The sequence below is a fragment of the Mesorhizobium sp. M0862 genome, from assembly GCF_040319795.1.
GTDB lineage: Bacteria > Pseudomonadota > Alphaproteobacteria > Rhizobiales > Rhizobiaceae > Mesorhizobium.
Genome location: NZ_JAMYOJ010000005.1, coordinates 23504 through 40968, shown reverse-complemented (window position 1 = coordinate 40968; position 17465 = coordinate 23504). Strand labels below are relative to the sequence as shown.

Below are 17465 nucleotides of genomic sequence, written 5' to 3'. Positions count from 1 at the left end.
ATGAAGACTTTCCCCCTCATCCCATGCGTGCTGCTCCTGGCGCTGGCCGACCCGGCGGCTGCGCAGGACAATGGCGACCAGCACGGCCCTGCCGCGCCTTGCCAGGCGCAGCCTCAGGACGATGGTCAGAAGCCGCCGGTCGCCAATGGCGGCGGCGAATCGACCAGCACGCTCGGTCCCTGCGGCGGCGTGCTGCAGCCGCCGCCCAGTGGTGACCAGGGTATGACGCAGCCGCCGCCGGATCAGGGCAAGACGCCGGTGATCAAGCCTGGCGAGGTGCCTGCGCAGCCGCCGAAGCAATGACCTTTGCTTGAAACTTCACGGCGTGGCACGAAGGCGGTCGGTTCCGGTCTTGGCCGGGCGACGCGGTCACCGGATCAATGCCGGCGCCGGCCGCAATCGCCACCGGAATTGGAGCCGTGCATCATCCATGTCGAAGGTCTCCTGAGGGATTGTGCTTCAATGCGAATCTTGCGGGTGCGGGTTCTGCTGGCATGACCGGAAGCCGATCAATTTAGTCTCCGCTTGCGGAACAAGACCGTACCGGCTGCGTTTGCCTCCAGGAGCCCGCCACCTCGATCTGCGCTGTTTTCGCCTTATGCGGGAACACGGCGGAGCTCGCCAACAACGACAGGAGACGAAGATGAAAACCATCCTTATTCCCGCCGTCGCCGGGCTCGCCATGATCGCTGGTATCGGCATTGCCGCCGCCGACGAGGTCATCGTCACGCAGCCGGCACAGCAGCAGGTGATCATCACCCCGGAACAGCGCACGGTCGTGCACCAATACGTAAAGAAACATCCGCTTGCCTCGGTCAATCTGCTCGGCGTCGAATTGAATGTCGGCACTGCCTTGCCTGACACTGTCGAGCTGCAGGAGGTTCCCGACGTTCAGTACAGATACGCCGTCGTCGACAACCATACCGTGTTGGTCGACCCCAGCACGCGCAGGATTGTCGAGGTGGTCGAGTAACGCTCGACAACCTAACCATTCATCGGTGATACGGCCCTGTCGTTCTTCCTAAAAGGGCGGCAGGGCCGAATGATGAACATGATGAAGGAGAATTGCCATGTTGCCGCATGTCGAGACCCCGAACTCCGCCAATGTTGCGGCGTGTTGCGACAAGTTGCTGGCCGAGCGCAACACGGCGCTGTTATCGATGAAGGAAGCGATCGCGCTCCTGCGGGAGCGCACCGGCACCGATCGTTCGGATGCCGACCTCGCGGGGCTGATCGTCAAGAAGGCGGCGCTGCTCGGCGTTGCGGTGATTTCCGACCCGCGCTGAGATGTCTCGTCACTCAAGACGCCGGCCGAATTTTCGGCTAATGTTTTCGTGGAATCTGGACCAACCGACCGGACCCAACCACGGAGGCTTAAGTGACGGACGACAAACAGGACCGCATTCGCCAGCGCGCGCACGAGATCTGGGAAAAGGCCGGCCGGCCTGAAGGCGCGCATCAGGAACACTGGGAGCAGGCCACGGCTGAATTTGATGGCGCGGTCGCCAAGCCCAAAAAGGCGGCGAAGAAAGCTGACGCCAAGCCCGCCAAGGCAGCCGCCAAGCCAAAGGCCGCGAAGCCTGCCGCCGCAAAGTCCGGCAAAGCCAAATCGAAATAAGGCCAGAAATAAGGCCAGTCGAAATAAAGCAAGGCCGGAATTCGCTGGCCGGGCCATCCTTGGCGCCCGCCGTTCAGGCGCGCCCGAGCCTCTCAACCTGACGAATTGCGCCTGCGACGGGCAGCGCAATTCCTTGTGTTTGGCGACAGCCGCCCCTCATGCCTCCCAGGCATAACTCGACAGCGCAAAGCGAATCCCGGCAGCTGTCATAGCCAGTTCGCATTCGGTGATCTGGCGCAGGTGGCGCAGATAGCGCGTTACAGTCTGTGGCAGCCAGCCGGCGCAGGCCTCGACATAGGCGCGGCTGTGAACAAGGGTGCCGGTCGACAGCCTCTCGTCCTTCTCGGCAACGACTTTCAGATATTGGCGGATGAAGCGGATGTCGTCGGCGATGTCCTGGCTGGCCATTCGCCAGGCCCCGGCGAGGCGTTGGCACTGATCGAATGACAAGGGCAACAAAGGGGGCGGCAATAAAGGCGGCGGCAACGACGGAGATGACTGCAAAGGACGAGAGAGATCGGCGAAGGCAACATGGTTCGCTGTGCTCAAGGACATTCCTCTCTGAGAAAAGAGATATCGTACTTTATGTACGAATAAGCGTCAAGCCAATTCGTACAGTTGGGACGATGGAAATGAATATAGCAGCGGTCGCTTCAGCTAATCCCGCATCGTGAATCCTTCAGGAGTCGCACCAATTTCGCGGAGGGATTTCCCCAGGATGGTGTTGACTGTTTCCCTCGTGGCGGCGTCGAACAGGTTCAAGCCGCCCCGGATCGTCTCGCGCCAGTTTTCGCCCCTCTCCCACGCTTCCATGAAGGCGAAGGCAAGGTCGTCCTGGCGACGCGTGGCTTCGAGCACTTGGGTCAGCAGGCGCGCTTGATGGAGATCCTTCTCCCGCTTGGCGCCAGCGCTCGGCCCGCGTCGCGAGGCGACGATCAGCTTGTGGATGGCGTGGCGCTGGGGCGAGGGGACCAGCACAGGCAAGCCCGAGCGATGCAGGAGCACAGTCCGGATGGGGTCGCGGATAAGGAGATCCAGAAACCGTAAGGGCTGCGCGGAGTCTCTGCCGTTTTCTTATAATTACGTTTATCAGCTTGAATTCCAACGCAGTTATAAGAAGTTCGTGGAAACCTTATAACGCAACGAACTGACGAGTCGTCTGTTAACGCCCAGGCGCCCGGCACGTCTGGCCTAAAACACTTTGCCGCAGTGCCTCAACAAACGGCTTCCCCAATGTCTCGAACAATGCTTTAACCCGCCCATCCACAGGGGTGCTCCGTATCGTCGGGGCTGAGATGAGGGCGGCAAGCCTTCGGACCCTAAAGCTGATCTGGATAATACCAGCGGAGCGAGGCGGGCGATGTTTTCAGGCGCACAGATTTCCCTTTATCCCATGACCGACGATTTCGTCGGCGTCATCCTCGGCGCGCTCGGCGCGCTCGATCCGTGGCGCGACCGGCTGCGGATCGAAACCGATGACATCTCGACCCTTACGGTCGGGCCGCCCGAGGTGCTGTTTCCCGCTATGCGCGACCTGTTCGTGGCGGCGGCCAAAAGCGGCAAGCACTGCGTGCTTTCGGCGGCGGTCTCGCGCGGCTGTCCGGGTGAGCCCGACGATCCGATCTGCCGCTCCGACGAGACCGGCGGCCCCGCCATTCCGCTGGACGAGCGCAAGATCGCCGCGATCCGCGCTGTCCAGGCCACGCCGTCGACCGGCCAGCCGGTGGCGGCGCAGTTCTCGCTCTACGTTATGGGCACGGGCGACCATATGGACGAGATCTACGGCTGCATCGATTTCCTGAAACAGTCCGGCGTCTTTGAGCGCTCAAAGAACTTCTGCACCAAATTGCGTGGCGATGCCGGTGCCGTGTTTGCCACGCTCAACGAGGCCTTCTGCCGCTTCGGCCCCGGCGCCGGCCACGTCACCCTCGACATCACGATCTCGGCGAACAGCCCGAGCGCCGTCTGAGCCGCGGCTCAAGCGTCGTTCCTTGAGGATATTGCCGTGGCTGGTTTATCTGACCCATTGCGTGGAGGAGATGCCTCTGACCCCTCAGCACAAAGAGGAGGGGAGCCATTGGCGATTGGCGAAGACCGCGATGCCCACGAATCTCCCCCCTCGAGCGGGAGATGGCTGGCAGGCCAGAGGGGGTCCCAGCGCGTGGAGCGCCGACGTCCTTTTCGCATCGGCAAGGCGTGGGCGCTCTATGCGAGACGACCCCCTCTGTCGCCTTCGGCGACATCTCCCCCTCGAGGGGGGAGATTAGCCGCCGGCATCGCCAAGACCATCCCCGCCGCCTTCGCCTTCGCCCTGCTCCTCGCGGCCTGGGAGCTCTACGCCCGCTACGGCGGTGTCGCCCCCACCGTGCTGCCGGCGCCGTCGCGCGTGCTGCAGCAGGCCTGGGAGCATCGCGCCGCCCTGGCCGACAACACGCTGCCTACCATCCGCGCCACATCAGCCGGCTTCGCCTGCTCGTTGGTCGCTGCCTTCGTGCTTTCGGCGCTGGTCGATTTCTTGGCCCCGCTGCGCCGCGCGCTGTTTCCGCTGCTGATCGTCAGCCAGACCTTGCCGCTGGTCGCGATCGCGCCGCTCATCGTGCTGTGGTTCGGCTTCGGGCTGATGCCAAAAATCCTGCTTGTGGCGCTCGTTACCTTCTTCCCGATGATGGTGGCGCTGGTCGAGGGTTTTGCCGCGACCAGCAAGGCGATTTCGCAGATGCTCGCCACCATGGGGGCAGGGCGCTGGCGCATCTTCTGGCTGGCGCGCCTGCCTTCGGCGCTGCCCTATTTCTTCGCCGGGCTGCGCATCTCCATCACCTACGCCGTCGTCGGCGCGATCTTCGCCGAATATGCGGGGGCGGCGAAGGGGCTGGGCATCTACATGCTCAATGCCAAGAACAACTTTCGGCCCGATCTGGTGCTCGCCGCGGTCGCCGTCAGCGCCGCGCTCACGCTTGTCTTGTTCGCCATTGCGGTGCTCGTCCAGCGCTTCGCCATGCCTTGGGAGAATGCAGGGAGCGAAAGCCGCGACGGCAAGGTTGAAGCTGCAGAAGAGAACCGTCAATGACGCGGCTCGAACTCCGGGACATCAGGAAGAACTTCGGCGCGCTTGAGGTGCTCGCCGGCATTTCGCTTCATGTCGCGGCCGGCGAGTTCGTCTCCATCCTCGGCCCTTCCGGCGCCGGCAAGTCGACGCTGTTCCAGTTGCTGACCGGCGCGCTGAAAGGTGAGGGCGACATGCGCTTCGACGGCGCGCCATTGCAGGGCAGCCCCTTCGCCTTCATGCCGCAGCGCGACGCGCTGATGCCGTGGCGACGCGTCATCGACAATGTGACGCTGGGGCTGGAGGTGCAGGGCATGAAGCGCCGCGAGGCGCGCGCGTCCGTTGCGCCATTGTTCGCTGAGTTCGGCCTTGCCGGTTTCGAGCGCGCCTGGCCGGCCGAGCTTTCCGGCGGCATGCGCCAGCGCGCCGCCCTTTTGCGCACCGTGGTGCAGCAGCGCGACATGCTGCTGCTCGACGAGCCCTTTGGCGCGCTGGATGCACTGACCCGCGCGGGTATGCAGCGCTGGCTGGAAGGCATGTGGCAGCGCCACCGCTGGACCGCGCTGCTGATCACCCATGACGTGCGCGAAGCCGTCTACCTCTCCGATCGAATCTATCTGATGTCGGCGCGGCCGGCCCGCATCATCGGCGAGATTGCCGTGCCGCTGCCGCGCCCGCGCACCACCGGCAGCGATGCCGCGCGCCAGGCCGCCGCGCTCGAAGCCGACATCCTCGACACGCTGCTCAATCCCGGGACTGACCGGGGCTTGTTTCCGCAGACCGCTCAAAGGAGTTTTTCATGACCGAATTCACACGCCGGCAGGCTTTGCTGCTGACGCTGGCCGCCGGATTGCCGCTGGCCTCGCGCGCTCATGCGGCTGCGCAAAAAATCACCGTCGCGCTCGACTGGACGGTCAACACCAACCATGTCGGCCTGTTCGTTGCCCGCGACAAAGGGTTCTACCACGAGGCCGGGCTCGATGTTGAGATCCTGCCCTATGGCGATACTGGCGCCGGCACGCTGGTCGCCAACCGCATCGCCGATTTCGGCATTGCCGGCGTCGGCCTGTTCACCCAGCGGGCTGCCGGCGCCGATCTCAAGGCGGTCTACGCCGTGGTCCAGCAGGAGACCGGCCGGTTGGTCTTCAACGCGGATCGCGGCGAGATCAAGAGTCCCAGGAATCTCGACGGTCTGACCTATGGCGGCTTCGGCAGCGCCTGGGAAAACACGCTGATCTCGACCATCATCCGCCACGATGGCGGCAAGGGCGTTTTCGAGACGGTGACATTAGGCACCTCGGCCTATGAGGCGCTGGCCAACGGCTCGGTCGACTTCACGCTGGAGGTCTCGACCTGGGAAGGCGTCGCTGCCGAGTTGAAAGGCGTCAGGCAGCGCGGCTTCCGCTACGCCGACTACGGCGTGCCCGACGAGCACACCACCTTGATCGCCTCCAGTGATGCCTATCTCCAGGCAAATCCAAAGGCGGCGTCATCCTTTCTCGAGGCGACGCGCCGTGGCTATCAGTTTGCGGTCGATCATGCGCAAGAGGCTGGCGACCTGCTGATCGCGTCCAACAAGGACGCGCTGACCGACCCGGCGCTGATCCACGCTTCGCTGAAGATGCTCGTCGACGGGCACTTCCTCAGAAGCCAGGCCGGCGTCATCGGCACCATCGACAAGGCCAAGATCGAGGCGATCGGAACCTACCTCTTCAGGGCCGGCATTCTGCTTGACGCCGATGGCAAGGGGCTGAAAGAGCGGCCGGATTTCGGGGGGTATTTTACGAACGAGTTTTTGGGCGCGTAATCTCCCCCCTCGGGAGATGTCGCCGAAGGCGACAGAGGGGGTCGGTACGTCCTGACGCGACTTCCTATCGCGGACAGAGGACGTCAGCGCCTTACGCGTGCGACCCCCTCTGGCCTGCCGGCCATCTCCCCCTCGAGGGGGGAGATTGCGCCTCACCGCCTTCTCCCTCACATATCGATCATCGAGCGCTTCACCCGGCCGATGATGGTGATGGCGCCTTCGAGCGCCGGCGGCGGGATGTCCATGTAGGAGGCCGGCTGGAAGGGCGGGTTCTCGTTGGGGCGGTAACGCTTGTAGGTGGCCTGGCCGGATTCGTCCGAAATGACGTAGCAGCCATTGGTCACCAGCCGCTTGTCCCTGAGGTTGACGAAGATGATCGAATCCGGTGGCGAGATCTTGTTCATCGACGGGCCGTCGACGCGTAGCGCAATCCATTGGCCCTGCTCCAGATCGGTGGTGGGGATGGTCGGATAGTCGCTGAGATTGACCACCATGTCCTGGCTGCCGAGTTCGCCGGCGCTGATCCATGAGACGATGGGCACGTCGACGGTGGCCAGCGACGGCATCGGGATCTGCCGGCCCGACTCGTCAAAGCCGAAATGGCCACCCGAAAGGCTGCCGCCGTCGCCGTTGAACAAGAGCCAGCCGGGATCGACGCCGAACAGGCGGCCGTATTTCTCCGCCGCCTTGCGCGACAGCGGCCGGTTACCGTTCTCGTGACTGATCAGCGTGTTCTTGTTGATGTCGCGCAATGCCCGCGCAGCGTCGCTCGGCGAGGCATAGCCCGCCTCCGCCCGCGCCTGCTGCAATCTGTGCCTCGGTTCCTGCATCGTACAAATTGCCTGAAATTTATCGTCCAATATGTACGATTTCGCTTGCGTACGTTTCGTACATATCGTACGCTTAGCGCATGATCGAACAAATCGCAAGCGTTTCCGCAGACATCCTCAGCTTTCTCCCATCGTCCGGGCTGTCCTCCTCCCCGGTCCGGACGCAAACCGGGGCTTCTGCCCCGGATCCGGTCGAACCGTCGTCCCCCCGATCGACCGGAACGGCCGGAGCCGCTCCTCTCCCGGCTCCGGCCACCTCTTCAGCCCATGGCGCCGCCGGTGCGCCAAGGGCTGTCTCCGGCGGGCAGGGTATTTCCTGCATCCGCACGGAAGATGGCACCGTCATCCTGTTCGACCGGCTGACGGGCAGGGCGGTTTCCGCCCTCACCAAAGCGGCCGCCGAAGCCGCCTTGCGGCATCTCGCCGGCTCGCTGCCGGCCGCCAGTATCGGCTGACCGCACCGACCATCCGCTCTGATTTTTTCCCGTGGGCCCTCGGGGCCGGCGCTCGGCCTTTGCGCGCGCAATCAATGGATACCGACATGACTGCCTATACCGACACCGAATTGCAGGAGATCGCCGTCTGGCTGAGGGATGGCCTGTCGGCCACAGGGATCGCCGTCCGCTTCACGGCGCTGCGCGGCAGTCCGGTCTCGCGCAATTCCATCATCGGCATCGTCCACCGCAACAGCGCGTTGAAGACCATCGGCTTCGCCAACCCCAGAGGCGGCAGGTCCGGCGGCCGACCGAGGAAGAATGCGACGGGGAAGACTGCGGCAAACGAGAATACCGCCAAGAGGAATCCGCCGGCGCAGCCAAGCAAGCCCGTAAGGGAAGTAGGAGTTTCGAAGCAGGCCGCGCCGGTCAAACCGGCCGCCAAACCGACCCGTCAGCCATCGGCCAGGCCTCTGTTGCCAGCCCGTCCGGCGCCCTCGATCCCGGGTGAAGGACGGCTGGTGGTGGACGGCGAAATCTACCGCTTCAATGTGCCGGCGCCGCGCCCTGCCTCGCTCGGGCGTCAGCCGCATGTCGCCGCCATGCGCTTCATCGACTGCCTGTTCGACCGCTGCCGCGCCGCTCGACCTGACGCTGGAGGAAGACCCCGACAACGATGCTCCCGGCAGCCGGCCGGGGCTCGAGATGCTGTGCTGCGGCCTGCGCACAAGGGCGCTGAAAAGCTACTGCGAATACCACCAGGCGCGCTTCCACCGGCCTGTGGCGGAGGTGGTGTGAGCGGCTGGGCTCCGTTCCTCGCCTCCGGACGACCCCACCAATGATCGAAAGCCGGCGGGACAGCGCCCCCCTCTGTCCTGCCGGCCATCTCCCCCTCAAGGGGGGAGATTGGATGTCACCACCGCATTTGCCAATCGCCGGCGTTGCAAGTCAGCGACGTGACCGAAGCTGCCAATCTCCCCCCTTGAGGGGGAGATGCCCGGCAGGGCAGAGGGGGGCGCGAAGGATCTCAACCTTCCGGCTCAACAACCCAATCCCACAAGGATCCCCCGATGAGCAAAAAAACCGCGCAGAAAGCCAAACCGCCGAAATTGCCTGCGGGCGAAGCCGAGCAGGTGCGCATCCGCCGCGAGATCGGCCATGATTTCGCGCTGAAGGACGATCGCTTCGGCCGCAAGCGGCTGAGCGTCGGCACCGAAGAGGCGCGGCGCGTCTACGAGGTCTCCAATGACGGCTACACCGCGACCGGCGGCATCGTGCGGGTGCGCAATGTCGATCCGCTGGTCGGCATCACCTCGCTGACCCGCCAGCAGCGTGAGGCCGGCCAGCGGTTTCGCGACGATTTCGAGCGCGCCTCGCGTGACGGGCTGCGGCCGATGCCGTGGGAAGAGCGCATTGACGGCGGCCGCATCAATGGCGGCATCCCCGACCGCGTGCTCAACGCCGGCCGCGCCCACACCCATGCCATCGCCGCCATGGCCCACTGGGAAGTGGCGGAGGTGGTTCGCAAAATCTGCCTCGAAGGCCAGTCGGTGAAGGCGCTCGCCGAACGCACCGGCGAGGGACGAGATGTGGTGGTGAAGCTGTTGAAGGTCGGGCTCGACCTTTTGGCCGTGGATTACGGGATGATGCTGATGCGGAAGCCGCGATAAGGCCGGCAGCCGCGTAGTGAAGCGGCCGGCCGGCAGATGCCGGCCGAACCGGTTTCACCCTATCGGATCACCGTTCGCAAACGCGAATTTCCTCGACGATCCTGTGATGATGGCGCCAATGCTTGACCAACTCTATACGGCAATGGCGATGGTGCCTGTGATACCTGTGGTACCTGAAGCCGTTGTCGTAGGCATCATACTGGTAGTAGGGGCGAGGAGCGTAGCGATCGTAATAGTCGCCATAGCTGTCATTGTACTCATCGTCATAGTAGCCGTTGCCGATGCCGATCACGACGCGCCCGCCGGCATTCGCCGGGGCGATCATCGCCGCCGCCGCAGTGATAGCGATAGCCGAAGCAAGCAGGAGCTTTCTCATAGCTGCCTCCTATTCAAGGTTGCGCTAATATAACTCGCTGGGCACGACCTCGTTCCATAATTTTGCAAGATGCGAACGACCCCTGCGCCGTGCATTGCGAGGAAAGTCAGCGTCACCTCCTGTCAGCATCGTCCCCCGATTTTTGAACCCTTCGCCGCCCCAGCCATTAATCCGGCATGAATCAGCAAGGGAAGGACGAGACCATGCATGTCATTCTTGGAGGTACCGGCCATGTCGGCTCGGCGGCGGCAATGGCGCTGTTGCGGCAGGGCGAGGATGTCACGGTGGTGACGCGCGACGAGGCGAAGGCCGCATGGTTGGTTGAACAGGGCGCGGAGGCTGCGGTTGCCGATGTGCTCGATGTCGAGGCACTGCGTGAAATCTTGCGGCGCGGCAAGCGGGCGTTTCTGCTCAACCCGCCGGCCGATCCATCGACCGACACCGACGCCGAGGAGCGCAAGACGGTTGCCGCGATTGCGGCGGCACTGGAGGGCTCCGGCCTCGAAAAGCTGGTGGCGGAATCGACCTACGGCGCGCAGGCCGGCGAGGGTGTCGGCGATCTCACCGTCCTTTACGGCCTCGAGCAGAAGCTGAAGGCCCAGGCCATTCCGGCAAGCATCAACCGCGCCGCCTATTACATGAGCAACTGGGATCAGGCCCTGGAGACAGCGCGGCGCGATGGCGTCATCACCTCCTTCTTCCCGGCGGATTTCGAGCTGCCGATGGTGGCGCCGCAGGATCTCGGCGAGGCCGCGGCGAGGCGTCTTCTGGAACCGGCGGACAAGACCGGCACGCACTATGTCGAGGGTCCTCGGCGCTACTCAGCCGCCGATGTCGCCGCAGCCTTCAGTGCGGCGTTGCGCAAAAACGTGCGCGTGGTCACGGTGCCGCGGGAGCGCTGGACAGAAACCTACGAAAAACTCGGCTTCTCCAAAGCGGCGGCCGAGTCCTATGCCCGCATGACCGGGGCCACGCTGGACAAGCCGATGCAGCCGGAAAACCCGGAGCGCGGCACGACCAGCCTGGAAAGCTATATTGCTGCGCTCGTCGAGGGCCGGCCGGAAGACCTGTTGAAGGGTGCCGCGTAAAGTGAAGGGTTGCTGTTGAGAAACAGGCGCTTCGACGACCTACGTGGCCCGCTATTCCTATTGCCTGACCGTTCGGCAGTTGCCCGCCGGCGGCGTGGTCTTGCAGATATCGATGGAGGTGCGCGTGTCGCCGTGACCGGTTTCGGTTATCAGATTCAGGTCCAAAAGTTCGTATGTCACGAGGTATCGTATGCTGTCGTCGGGTATTTTTTGCATGGCCGATACGATCCACGAACCTGCTTTCATCTCGGTGAAATAGCTGTCGACCTTGCGTTCATACCATTTGGGTATCGGAACGAGGACGATGGTCTTCTTGCCGTGGATTTTCTTGGCGGTCGGCAGCATGATCCGGTGAATGCCGACAAAGGCGCGGCTGTCTGCCAGGCGCCGTACGCCGCCCGCAAGAACCATCGTACAAGCTGACGAACAGACTGCGCCGACGGGGTTGGCGACGCCGAAGCGGAGGTCGCCCGGCCCGCAGGCTTTTGTGTCTGGCGCGCATTCGGAGAACTCCGTCTTGCCAACCATCGTGTCGAGCCCGCTGGCGCGGATCATATGGCCAAGCGCCATCGCCGCATCGGTCTCGCCGCCCGGGGAATTCAACGCCAAAGGCAATTTGCGGGGGCCGAGTTTTTTCAGCAAGGCCTTCAGCAAAGCTGGCGTGCCGGCCACGATGTGACCTTCCGCCGAAATCCATTCCGGGCATGTCGGCTCGCATCCTGGCGTGCTGTTGCGTACAACGACGAAGTGCATCGGCGGTGTATATGCCAGTATGGCAGGCTCAGGCGTCGTTTGGGCGATCGCGCCGCCAATCGCCAGCAGCACGAAAACCGACGTCCATGCGAATGTCTTCATGCCGAGCCTCGCCTGGCAGAGCATCACTTGAGAAATGGGTCTTTGCAAGCATTATCAAAACAAGCCGAGCACGTGTTTCTATCGGCCGCGCACTATCTCTGCATGATGGACAGGCCGCTACTGGCGGCCCCTGTCTGAACCGTCGTCGCTTTCCGCCGCCGTCTCCCACCCAAACACACTGCGCCCGCCAAGCAGGTGCGACTGGTCGAACTCGCCGGCGACGATCTCCTTAAGGCTCGGCCCGGTGACGTAGCGCTCCAGCCGCCGCGCTTCGCCATCCAGCCGCTTCAGCGCGCCAAGCTCTTCCTCGCGGCCGAGCTTGGCCTTGCCGACGGCCGATTTCAGCACCGCGATCGTCTCGTCATAGACTTTCAGCGGCACCGGGAAGGGATGCCGGTCCTTGCCGCCATGGGCAAGTGAGAAGCGCGCCGGATCGGAGAAGCGGCAGGGCGCGCCATGCACCACTTCCGCCACCATGGCCAGCGCCCGCACCGTGCGCGCGCCGACGCCGGGCACCAGTAGCAGCTCGGGAAAATCGGCCGGCCCGCTTTCGATGGCGGCGGAAATGTTGCCGTGCAGCCGGTGCATGACGATGTCGCTCTCGCGCACGTCATGATGCGCCGGCATCACCAGATTGGGCAGCATCGGCTGCGCGGATGATTTCGCGGCCGGTGATTTCGGCGGCGGCTCCAGCACGGCAAGCTCGTCGAGGATCCGCTCCGGGCTCATGGTCTTCAACAGGTCGATCTGGCCGCTACGTGACGGCGCGGCGCGATGGTCGGTCAGGTTGACGATCTCGCCCTGCCGCTCGCCCTCGATCGCCGCATGCGGCTGGTCGACGAAGCTGGTCAGCCCTTCCGACAGCCAGTGATAGCGCCGCGCCTGGCGGCTGTCGCCATTCATGCCTTGCTGCACCACCACCCAGCGGCTGTCGTCGGTGACGATGAAGCCGTGCAGATAGAGGTCGAAGCCGTCCTGCACGGCCGCACTGTCCACCTTGGCGACCAGGCGGCTAGCGGTGGCGAGCGCCGCGCCATCGATGCCGACACGCTCGCCGATGGCGGTCAGTTCCTGCGGCGTCTTGCGCGAATGCGCGCCGCGCCCGCCGCAGACATGGATGCCGAGCTCGCGCGACATCGGGTTTAGCCCGCGCTTCAGCGCGCCGACGACCGAGGTGGTGATGCCCGAGGAGTGCCAGTCCATGCCCATGACGGCGCCGAAGGACTGGAACCAGAACGGATGCGCCAGCCGCCGCAACAGCTCGTCGCGGCCATAGTGATGGATGATCGCCTCGCACAACACCGCACCCAGCCGCGTCATACGATCGCCCAGCCATTTCGGAACCCGCCCGCCATGCAGCGGCAAGTCCGCACTGCCGCTTCGCTGCGTCAAGTGAATGCTCCGTGGATGCCGCGCACCGGCGGTGCGCCTGTGATGTAGATGGCATTTGGGGGGCGATTTGCAAGCGGGGTGGGGGCGGCGACTATCGTCGCCCTACGCTCTTCTTGGTGTCTCGCCGAAAGATGCAGTTACGCCGCCTGTCGCACCTGGCAATAAGGTCGGCTCCCTGCTTGAAGGCGAGACAGGTCTCGAATAGAGCTTATCCAGCCGACGGCAACTATTAAAACCAAAACGATGTCGCAATTCTGGTGGGTAAATCACAGTCAGACCGCCCGCCAAGAGATCGACGGCCAATATCTCTGGTCGCCCAAAACTCAGAAGAATGGGGCACGCAGCGAGTTCTACAAAAATATGCGTCGGGCGACACCTGGTGACCTCGTGTTGTCTTTTTTCGGTCAAGCCGTGCGCTATATTGGTCGGGTAGCGGAGTTTGCATTCACAGCACCGAAACCACCGGAGTTCAAGAACACTGGAGCCAATTGGAACGAGGAAGGTTGGCTTCTCCCGGTGTATTGGGCGCCGCTCCTGCCGACGGTGCGCCCGTCGGACATAATTGGCGAATTGGGTCCGCTTCTGCCTCCCCGATACTCGCCCATCGACCCAAACTCCGGATCAGGCCGTCAAAACGCCTATCTCGCGAGCGTATCGCAAGAGGTGTTTCACACCATTGTCGCGGGTACAGCTTTCGACCGCGAAGCTCTGAGGCGTGGTGGCGCAAACAGTCTCACTTTCGAAGTCGTCAATGAAATTTTAGAGGACGTCGTTGAGCGCCGTATCCGAGATGACCTCCAACTCGAGGACACTGTAAAGACGAGCGTCATTCAAGCTCGTCGCGGCCAAGGTAAATTTCGTTCCAATGTCGAAGCCATGGAGCGCTCGTGCCGACTCACAGGGGTCACCAATCCCTCGTTGCTGATTGCAAGCCACATCAAGCCTTGGCGCCTATGCGCTTCCGCGCAGGAGCGCTTGGACGGCATGAACGGGCTGCTCCTCACGCCTGATGCCGACCACCTCTTTGACCGTGGCTTCATCAGTTTTGAAGATAGCGGGCAGGTCCTCATATCCCAGCGCGTCGACAAGACTGATTTGCGGCGGCTCGGTTTCGAGCAATTGGTGATGCAGAGTTTCGGCTTTGCCGAAGCCCCCGCCGTCTGGCGCACTAGCACCTTCACCCCGCCGCAGCAGGCTTACCTCGCTCACCATCGAGAGGATGTGTTTGTGGCATAGCTCCCATCAACTGAGCGGTCAGCCGTCAGGTCCCCCTACCTCGCCGCCCCCTAAAACACCGCCTTCTCCAAGACCGGCTCCAGTGATTCAGCAAATGGCGTCGCCAGGTGGTGCCGGTCGCGGAAGGCGAGTTGGCCGTTGATGAAAACGTGGCAGGTTTGGGCGTCGCAGAACTGGCTGGTCAGGTCGACATAGGTGGCGCCGGGCACGCTGCGCACGACGTCGCGCTCGGCCGCGGCGATGTCGTCGTTCGCCGCCGCGTCCCTCGGCGTGTCGCAGACTTCAGGCACCTGCCCGCGCCACAGCGCCCGCGCCACGCATTTGTCGGCATAGCTTCCATTGTAGGGAACGTCCCGGATTACCGCGACCTTGATCCCGGCCCGGCTGAATGCCGCCAGCGTCCAGCGCAGGCCGGCCTTCCACTCCTCGTTCCAATCGGCGTGCTTCAGTTCCTCGGGTGATTCCTTCATCACATTGCCGATCGAGAATTCCGAGATCACCACCATGTGCGGGTGCAACGCGATAATGTCCTTGACCGATTGCTCCCGCCACTGGTCGCATTCGGTGTAGTCGCGCTTCAGCCGCCAGTTCCAGGTCGTCACCCGCGAGGCACGGCAGGACGATTTGAGATAGGTGACGAGGCGATAATTGTTCTTGGCCGCCGCCTCGATCAGCGGCGTCGACCAGTGGTCGGCATGCGAATCGCCGAAGAGCGCAATCGAGCGCCCGGCGTCCTTGTTGCCGAACACGCAGGCCTTCGGCGGCACTGTCTCGAAGGAGAGAATACAGCCGGCCGCGCGCGCCGTGGAAGGCTGCGCGGCGCTGGCGGCAATGCTGCGCTGCGCAGGATCGAGATCGTGGACGGCGAGCCTGGCATTGGCATAAGCGGCGACGACGCCGGTACCGGTCAGGAGGACGGCCGGCACCAGCGCCCGCGCCGCACTGGCCATCAGCCAGCCATTGCGGCGGATCGGGTTTTCGATGACATGATAGGTGAACCCCGACAGCGCCAGCGTCAGCGCAAAGCAGCCGAGCCGCTGCAGCGGCGAAAGTTCCGGCGTCAGCATCGTGGCATACACGATCACCGGCCAGTGCCAGAGATAGAGCGAGTAGGAGAGTTTGCCGACCCATTGCAGCGGCGCCAGCGCCAGTGCCTTGATGGGGCTTTTCTTGGCGCTCTCCTGCTGCGCGTGCGCCGCTCCTGCCAGCAGCAACAGCACGGTGCCGGCCACCGGCACCAGGGCGAGGAAACCCGGGAAGGGCGTTTCGTCGCTGAAGGAAAGATAGGCGCTGGCAATCAGCGCCAGGCCGAGCCACGCCAGCGGCGTGGCGAGCCGCGGGCGGTTTTGCCAGACTTGTTGCGGCACCATGCTGGCCAGCCCGCCGGCGGCGAACTCCCAGGCGCGTAGCGGCGAGAAATAGAAGGCCCAGGGCTGCGAGACCGTGGTGAGCCACGCGCAGACGGCGAACGAGACGAGGCCGGCAATGCCGATCACCAGGATCGCGCCGCGCTTGCCGGGGCGCAGCCATGCCGCGAGCACAAGCAGCGCCGGCCAGGCGACATAGAACTGCTCCTCCACCGACAGCGACCAGAAATGGACAAACGGGTTGCTGGCCGCATCGGCGGCGAAATAATCGAACGACCAGCGGATCAGCCACAGATTGATCATGTAGGCCGAGGCGAACATGGCGCCTTTGGAATAGAGCGATTGTTCCTCCGGCGACAGGATGAAGGCGCCGGCCACCAGTGTGGCGAGGATGACGAACAGCGACGCCGGCAACAGCCGCCGAGCGCGCCTGGCATAGAAGCGCCACAGGTTGAGCTGCCCGGTCTCGGTGATTTCGGCAAGCAGGTGTTTTGTGATCAGATAGCCCGAGATGACGAAGAAGATGTCGACGCCGGTGAAGCCGCCGGGCAGGCCGGTGAAGCCGAAATGAAAGGCGATCACGCCTGCCACCGCCAAGGCACGCAGTCCTTCGATATCGGGCCGGAACGATGCTGACACGATTTGCCACCTCGTGCTGGTGCATGACCCCGCCTCGGCGAGTAACGATCGCGCCGGGATCATACGTGCGGCAGCTTTGCGCCCAACGGGACACGGCGCTACAACCGTTGACAGTCGGACCAAGACTCCGCCCTATGGGTCGATATCGCAATGCAACAAATCTAACGCAGTGCAACATTGGAGGAGGCGACGCCGCTGATCTCCCCCCTTGAGGGGGAGATGGCCGCGAAGCGGCCAGAGGGGGTCGTCTCGCGTGAAGCGCCAACTTCCGTCTGGTGCAGGGCGCCGCGTCCAGTCGAACCGACCCCCTCTGTCGCCTTCGGCGACATCTCCCCCTCGAGGGGGGAGATTAGCGCGCGCCGTTCGCCAAATCTCCGACATCCGGGGTCGGCCCTTGCGTTGCCCCCGTCACACGCATCGGCTATCCAACCGGCAGCCATGCAATTCAAACGGAGCCTCCCATGACCAACACCACCATTTTCAAATTCGGCGCTGTCGAGCATGCCGAGGGCGGCGACTTGCCGGGCTGGATCGTTGTGGCGGGCCGGCCGACCATGCAGACCGCCGTGCAGCACACCACCGCCGACGGCAAGGTGCTGTCGGGCACCTGGCGGGCCTCGCCCGGCACTTATCACGCCACCTACACCGACTATGAGTTCGTGCACATGATCGCCGGCCGCATCATCATCACGCCCGATGGCGGCACGCCGGTCGAGGTCGGTCCGGGCGATGCGTTCGTGGTCGAAGCCGATTTCAAGGGCACCTGGCAGATCATCGAGCCGGTAACCAAGCACTTCGTCGTCAAGCTTACTTGATCGACGTCGTCAAGCTTGCTTGATCGCGTCGTCAGGAGTGCCTGATCGGTGCCGATACACCTCGGCCGGCGCGGTTCATCGCCAGCGTCCCCCTCGCCCAGCAGGGGAGGGGGACGTAGCGAAGCGAATATCGGTTAAGAGGGCGTCACCTCGTTCGCTTCGAACCGATGCGGATCGAAAAGCTGAGACGATGGCGTTCTGCGGAGCCTGGTCGAGAGAACGCAGGCCAGGACTGCTGCCGGGTCGCCGGCGCGTCAGCCAAGAGCGAGCGGCGCACTTCGAGAGTGCATGCCGC

21 protein-coding genes, 1 pseudogene and 1 riboswitch are annotated in these 17465 nt (G+C 63.7%); of the genes and pseudogenes, 13 read left to right on the top strand and 9 right to left on the bottom strand.

Annotation, left to right across the window (positions count from 1 at the left end):
• The 4 genes from NKI15_RS09145 to NKI15_RS09130 all read left to right on the top strand — a co-directional run bounded on the left by NKI15_RS09145 (nt 1) and on the right by NKI15_RS09130 (nt 1618).
• Entirely contained in the window at nt 1–303 is a 303-nt protein-coding gene (locus NKI15_RS09145) for a hypothetical protein (RefSeq protein ID WP_023684824.1), read from the top strand.
• Between the two features lie 340 nt (nt 304–643).
• A complete protein-coding gene (locus NKI15_RS09140) occupies nt 644–973 on the top strand; it encodes a DUF1236 domain-containing protein (protein ID WP_023670359.1) in 330 nt (109 codons plus the stop codon).
• Nucleotides 974–1070: 97 nt separating this feature from the next.
• A complete protein-coding gene (locus NKI15_RS09135; RefSeq protein ID WP_023670360.1) occupies nt 1071–1286 on the top strand; it encodes a hypothetical protein in 216 nt (71 codons plus the stop codon).
• 92 nt (nt 1287–1378) lie between these two features.
• Nucleotides 1379–1618: a DUF2934 domain-containing protein gene (locus tag NKI15_RS09130; protein ID WP_023705172.1), complete on the top strand. Its 240-nt coding sequence runs from the start codon at nt 1379–1381 to the stop codon at nt 1616–1618.
• A gap of 156 nt (nt 1619–1774) precedes the next feature.
• On the opposite strand, the gene NKI15_RS09125 is transcribed toward NKI15_RS09130, so the two are convergent.
• Both NKI15_RS09125 and NKI15_RS09120 read right to left on the bottom strand, forming a co-directional pair.
• A complete protein-coding gene (locus NKI15_RS09125) occupies nt 1775–2026 on the bottom strand; it encodes a hypothetical protein (protein WP_023684826.1) in 252 nt (83 codons plus the stop codon).
• Nucleotides 2027–2275: 249 nt separating this feature from the next.
• Nucleotides 2276–2665, bottom strand: a pseudogene (locus NKI15_RS09120) (GSU2403 family nucleotidyltransferase fold protein); the annotation flags it as partial.
• Between the two features lie 210 nt (nt 2666–2875).
• A riboswitch (TPP riboswitch) is annotated at nt 2876–2988 on the top strand.
• Here NKI15_RS09120 and NKI15_RS09115 point away from each other — a divergent pair.
• The 4 genes from NKI15_RS09115 to NKI15_RS09100 all read left to right on the top strand — a co-directional run bounded on the left by NKI15_RS09115 (nt 2979) and on the right by NKI15_RS09100 (nt 6468).
• The gene (locus tag NKI15_RS09115; protein WP_023705169.1) at nt 2979–3587 is read left to right on the top strand and encodes a YkoF family thiamine/hydroxymethylpyrimidine-binding protein; all 609 of its coding nucleotides are present in this window, start codon (nt 2979–2981) and stop codon (nt 3585–3587) included. It overlaps the preceding riboswitch by 10 nt.
• A 255-nt stretch (nt 3588–3842) precedes the next feature.
• A complete protein-coding gene (locus tag NKI15_RS09110; protein WP_023705168.1) occupies nt 3843–4685 on the top strand; it encodes an ABC transporter permease in 843 nt (280 codons plus the stop codon).
• Nucleotides 4682–5464, top strand: a complete 783-nt coding sequence (locus NKI15_RS09105) for an ABC transporter ATP-binding protein (protein WP_023705167.1) — start codon at nt 4682–4684, stop codon at nt 5462–5464. The genes NKI15_RS09110 and NKI15_RS09105 overlap by 4 nt, the downstream gene beginning before the upstream one ends.
• A complete protein-coding gene (locus NKI15_RS09100; protein ID WP_023705166.1) occupies nt 5461–6468 on the top strand; it encodes an ABC transporter substrate-binding protein in 1008 nt (335 codons plus the stop codon). The genes NKI15_RS09105 and NKI15_RS09100 overlap by 4 nt, the downstream gene beginning before the upstream one ends.
• A 167-nt stretch (nt 6469–6635) precedes the next feature.
• Here the strand turns inward: NKI15_RS09100 and NKI15_RS09095 are convergent, their stop codons facing one another.
• The 3 genes from NKI15_RS09095 to NKI15_RS09085 form a co-directional block, all read right to left on the bottom strand.
• Nucleotides 6636–7298 (bottom strand): LexA family transcriptional regulator, encoded by a 663-nt coding sequence (locus NKI15_RS09095; RefSeq protein ID WP_023689008.1) that lies wholly within the window; start codon nt 7296–7298, stop codon nt 6636–6638.
• Nucleotides 7299–7558: 260 nt separating this feature from the next.
• Nucleotides 7559–7759, bottom strand: coding sequence for a hypothetical protein (locus NKI15_RS09090; RefSeq protein ID WP_023709399.1), 201 nt, complete (start codon nt 7757–7759; stop codon nt 7559–7561).
• An 88-nt stretch (nt 7760–7847) separates the two neighbouring features.
• On the bottom strand, nt 7848–8093 hold the full coding sequence (locus NKI15_RS09085) for a hypothetical protein (RefSeq protein ID WP_352886040.1): 246 nt from the start codon (nt 8091–8093) through the stop codon (nt 7848–7850).
• Between the two features lie 230 nt (nt 8094–8323).
• On the opposite strand from NKI15_RS09085, the gene NKI15_RS09080 reads away from it, so the two are divergent.
• Entirely contained in the window at nt 8324–8530 is a 207-nt protein-coding gene (locus NKI15_RS09080; RefSeq protein WP_352886038.1) for a hypothetical protein, read from the top strand.
• Between the two features lie 272 nt (nt 8531–8802).
• Nucleotides 8803–9402, top strand: a complete 600-nt coding sequence (locus NKI15_RS09075; RefSeq protein ID WP_023705164.1) for a DUF6456 domain-containing protein — start codon at nt 8803–8805, stop codon at nt 9400–9402.
• A 67-nt stretch (nt 9403–9469) separates the two neighbouring features.
• Here NKI15_RS09075 and NKI15_RS09070 read toward each other — a convergent pair whose 3' ends face one another.
• On the bottom strand, nt 9470–9778 hold the full coding sequence (locus NKI15_RS09070; protein WP_023708679.1) for a hypothetical protein: 309 nt from the start codon (nt 9776–9778) through the stop codon (nt 9470–9472).
• 203 nt (nt 9779–9981) lie between these two features.
• Between NKI15_RS09070 and NKI15_RS09065 the strand changes: the two genes are divergently transcribed.
• Nucleotides 9982–10866, top strand: coding sequence for an NmrA family NAD(P)-binding protein (locus NKI15_RS09065; RefSeq protein ID WP_352886037.1), 885 nt, complete (start codon nt 9982–9984; stop codon nt 10864–10866).
• A gap of 57 nt (nt 10867–10923) precedes the next feature.
• Here NKI15_RS09065 and NKI15_RS09060 read toward each other — a convergent pair whose 3' ends face one another.
• Nucleotides 10924–11691, bottom strand: coding sequence for a COG3904 family protein (locus tag NKI15_RS09060; protein ID WP_156933462.1), 768 nt, complete (start codon nt 11689–11691; stop codon nt 10924–10926).
• A gap of 147 nt (nt 11692–11838) precedes the next feature.
• Nucleotides 11839–13113 (bottom strand): DUF763 domain-containing protein, encoded by a 1275-nt coding sequence (locus NKI15_RS09055; RefSeq protein ID WP_352886036.1) that lies wholly within the window; start codon nt 13111–13113, stop codon nt 11839–11841.
• 243 nt (nt 13114–13356) lie between these two features.
• On the opposite strand from NKI15_RS09055, the gene NKI15_RS09050 reads away from it, so the two are divergent.
• A complete protein-coding gene (locus NKI15_RS09050) occupies nt 13357–14349 on the top strand; it encodes an HNH endonuclease (protein WP_023727021.1) in 993 nt (330 codons plus the stop codon).
• 50 nt (nt 14350–14399) lie between these two features.
• Here NKI15_RS09050 and NKI15_RS09045 read toward each other — a convergent pair whose 3' ends face one another.
• Nucleotides 14400–16355 carry an acyltransferase family protein gene (locus NKI15_RS09045; RefSeq protein WP_352886035.1) on the bottom strand — a complete coding sequence of 652 codons (1956 nt, stop codon included), beginning with the start codon at nt 16353–16355 and terminating at the stop codon, nt 14400–14402.
• Nucleotides 16356–16816: 461 nt separating this feature from the next.
• Between NKI15_RS09045 and NKI15_RS09040 the strand changes: the two genes are divergently transcribed.
• On the top strand, nt 16817–17170 hold the full coding sequence (locus NKI15_RS09040; protein WP_023824440.1) for a cupin domain-containing protein: 354 nt from the start codon (nt 16817–16819) through the stop codon (nt 17168–17170).
• Nucleotides 17171–17465 lie beyond the last annotated feature (295 nt).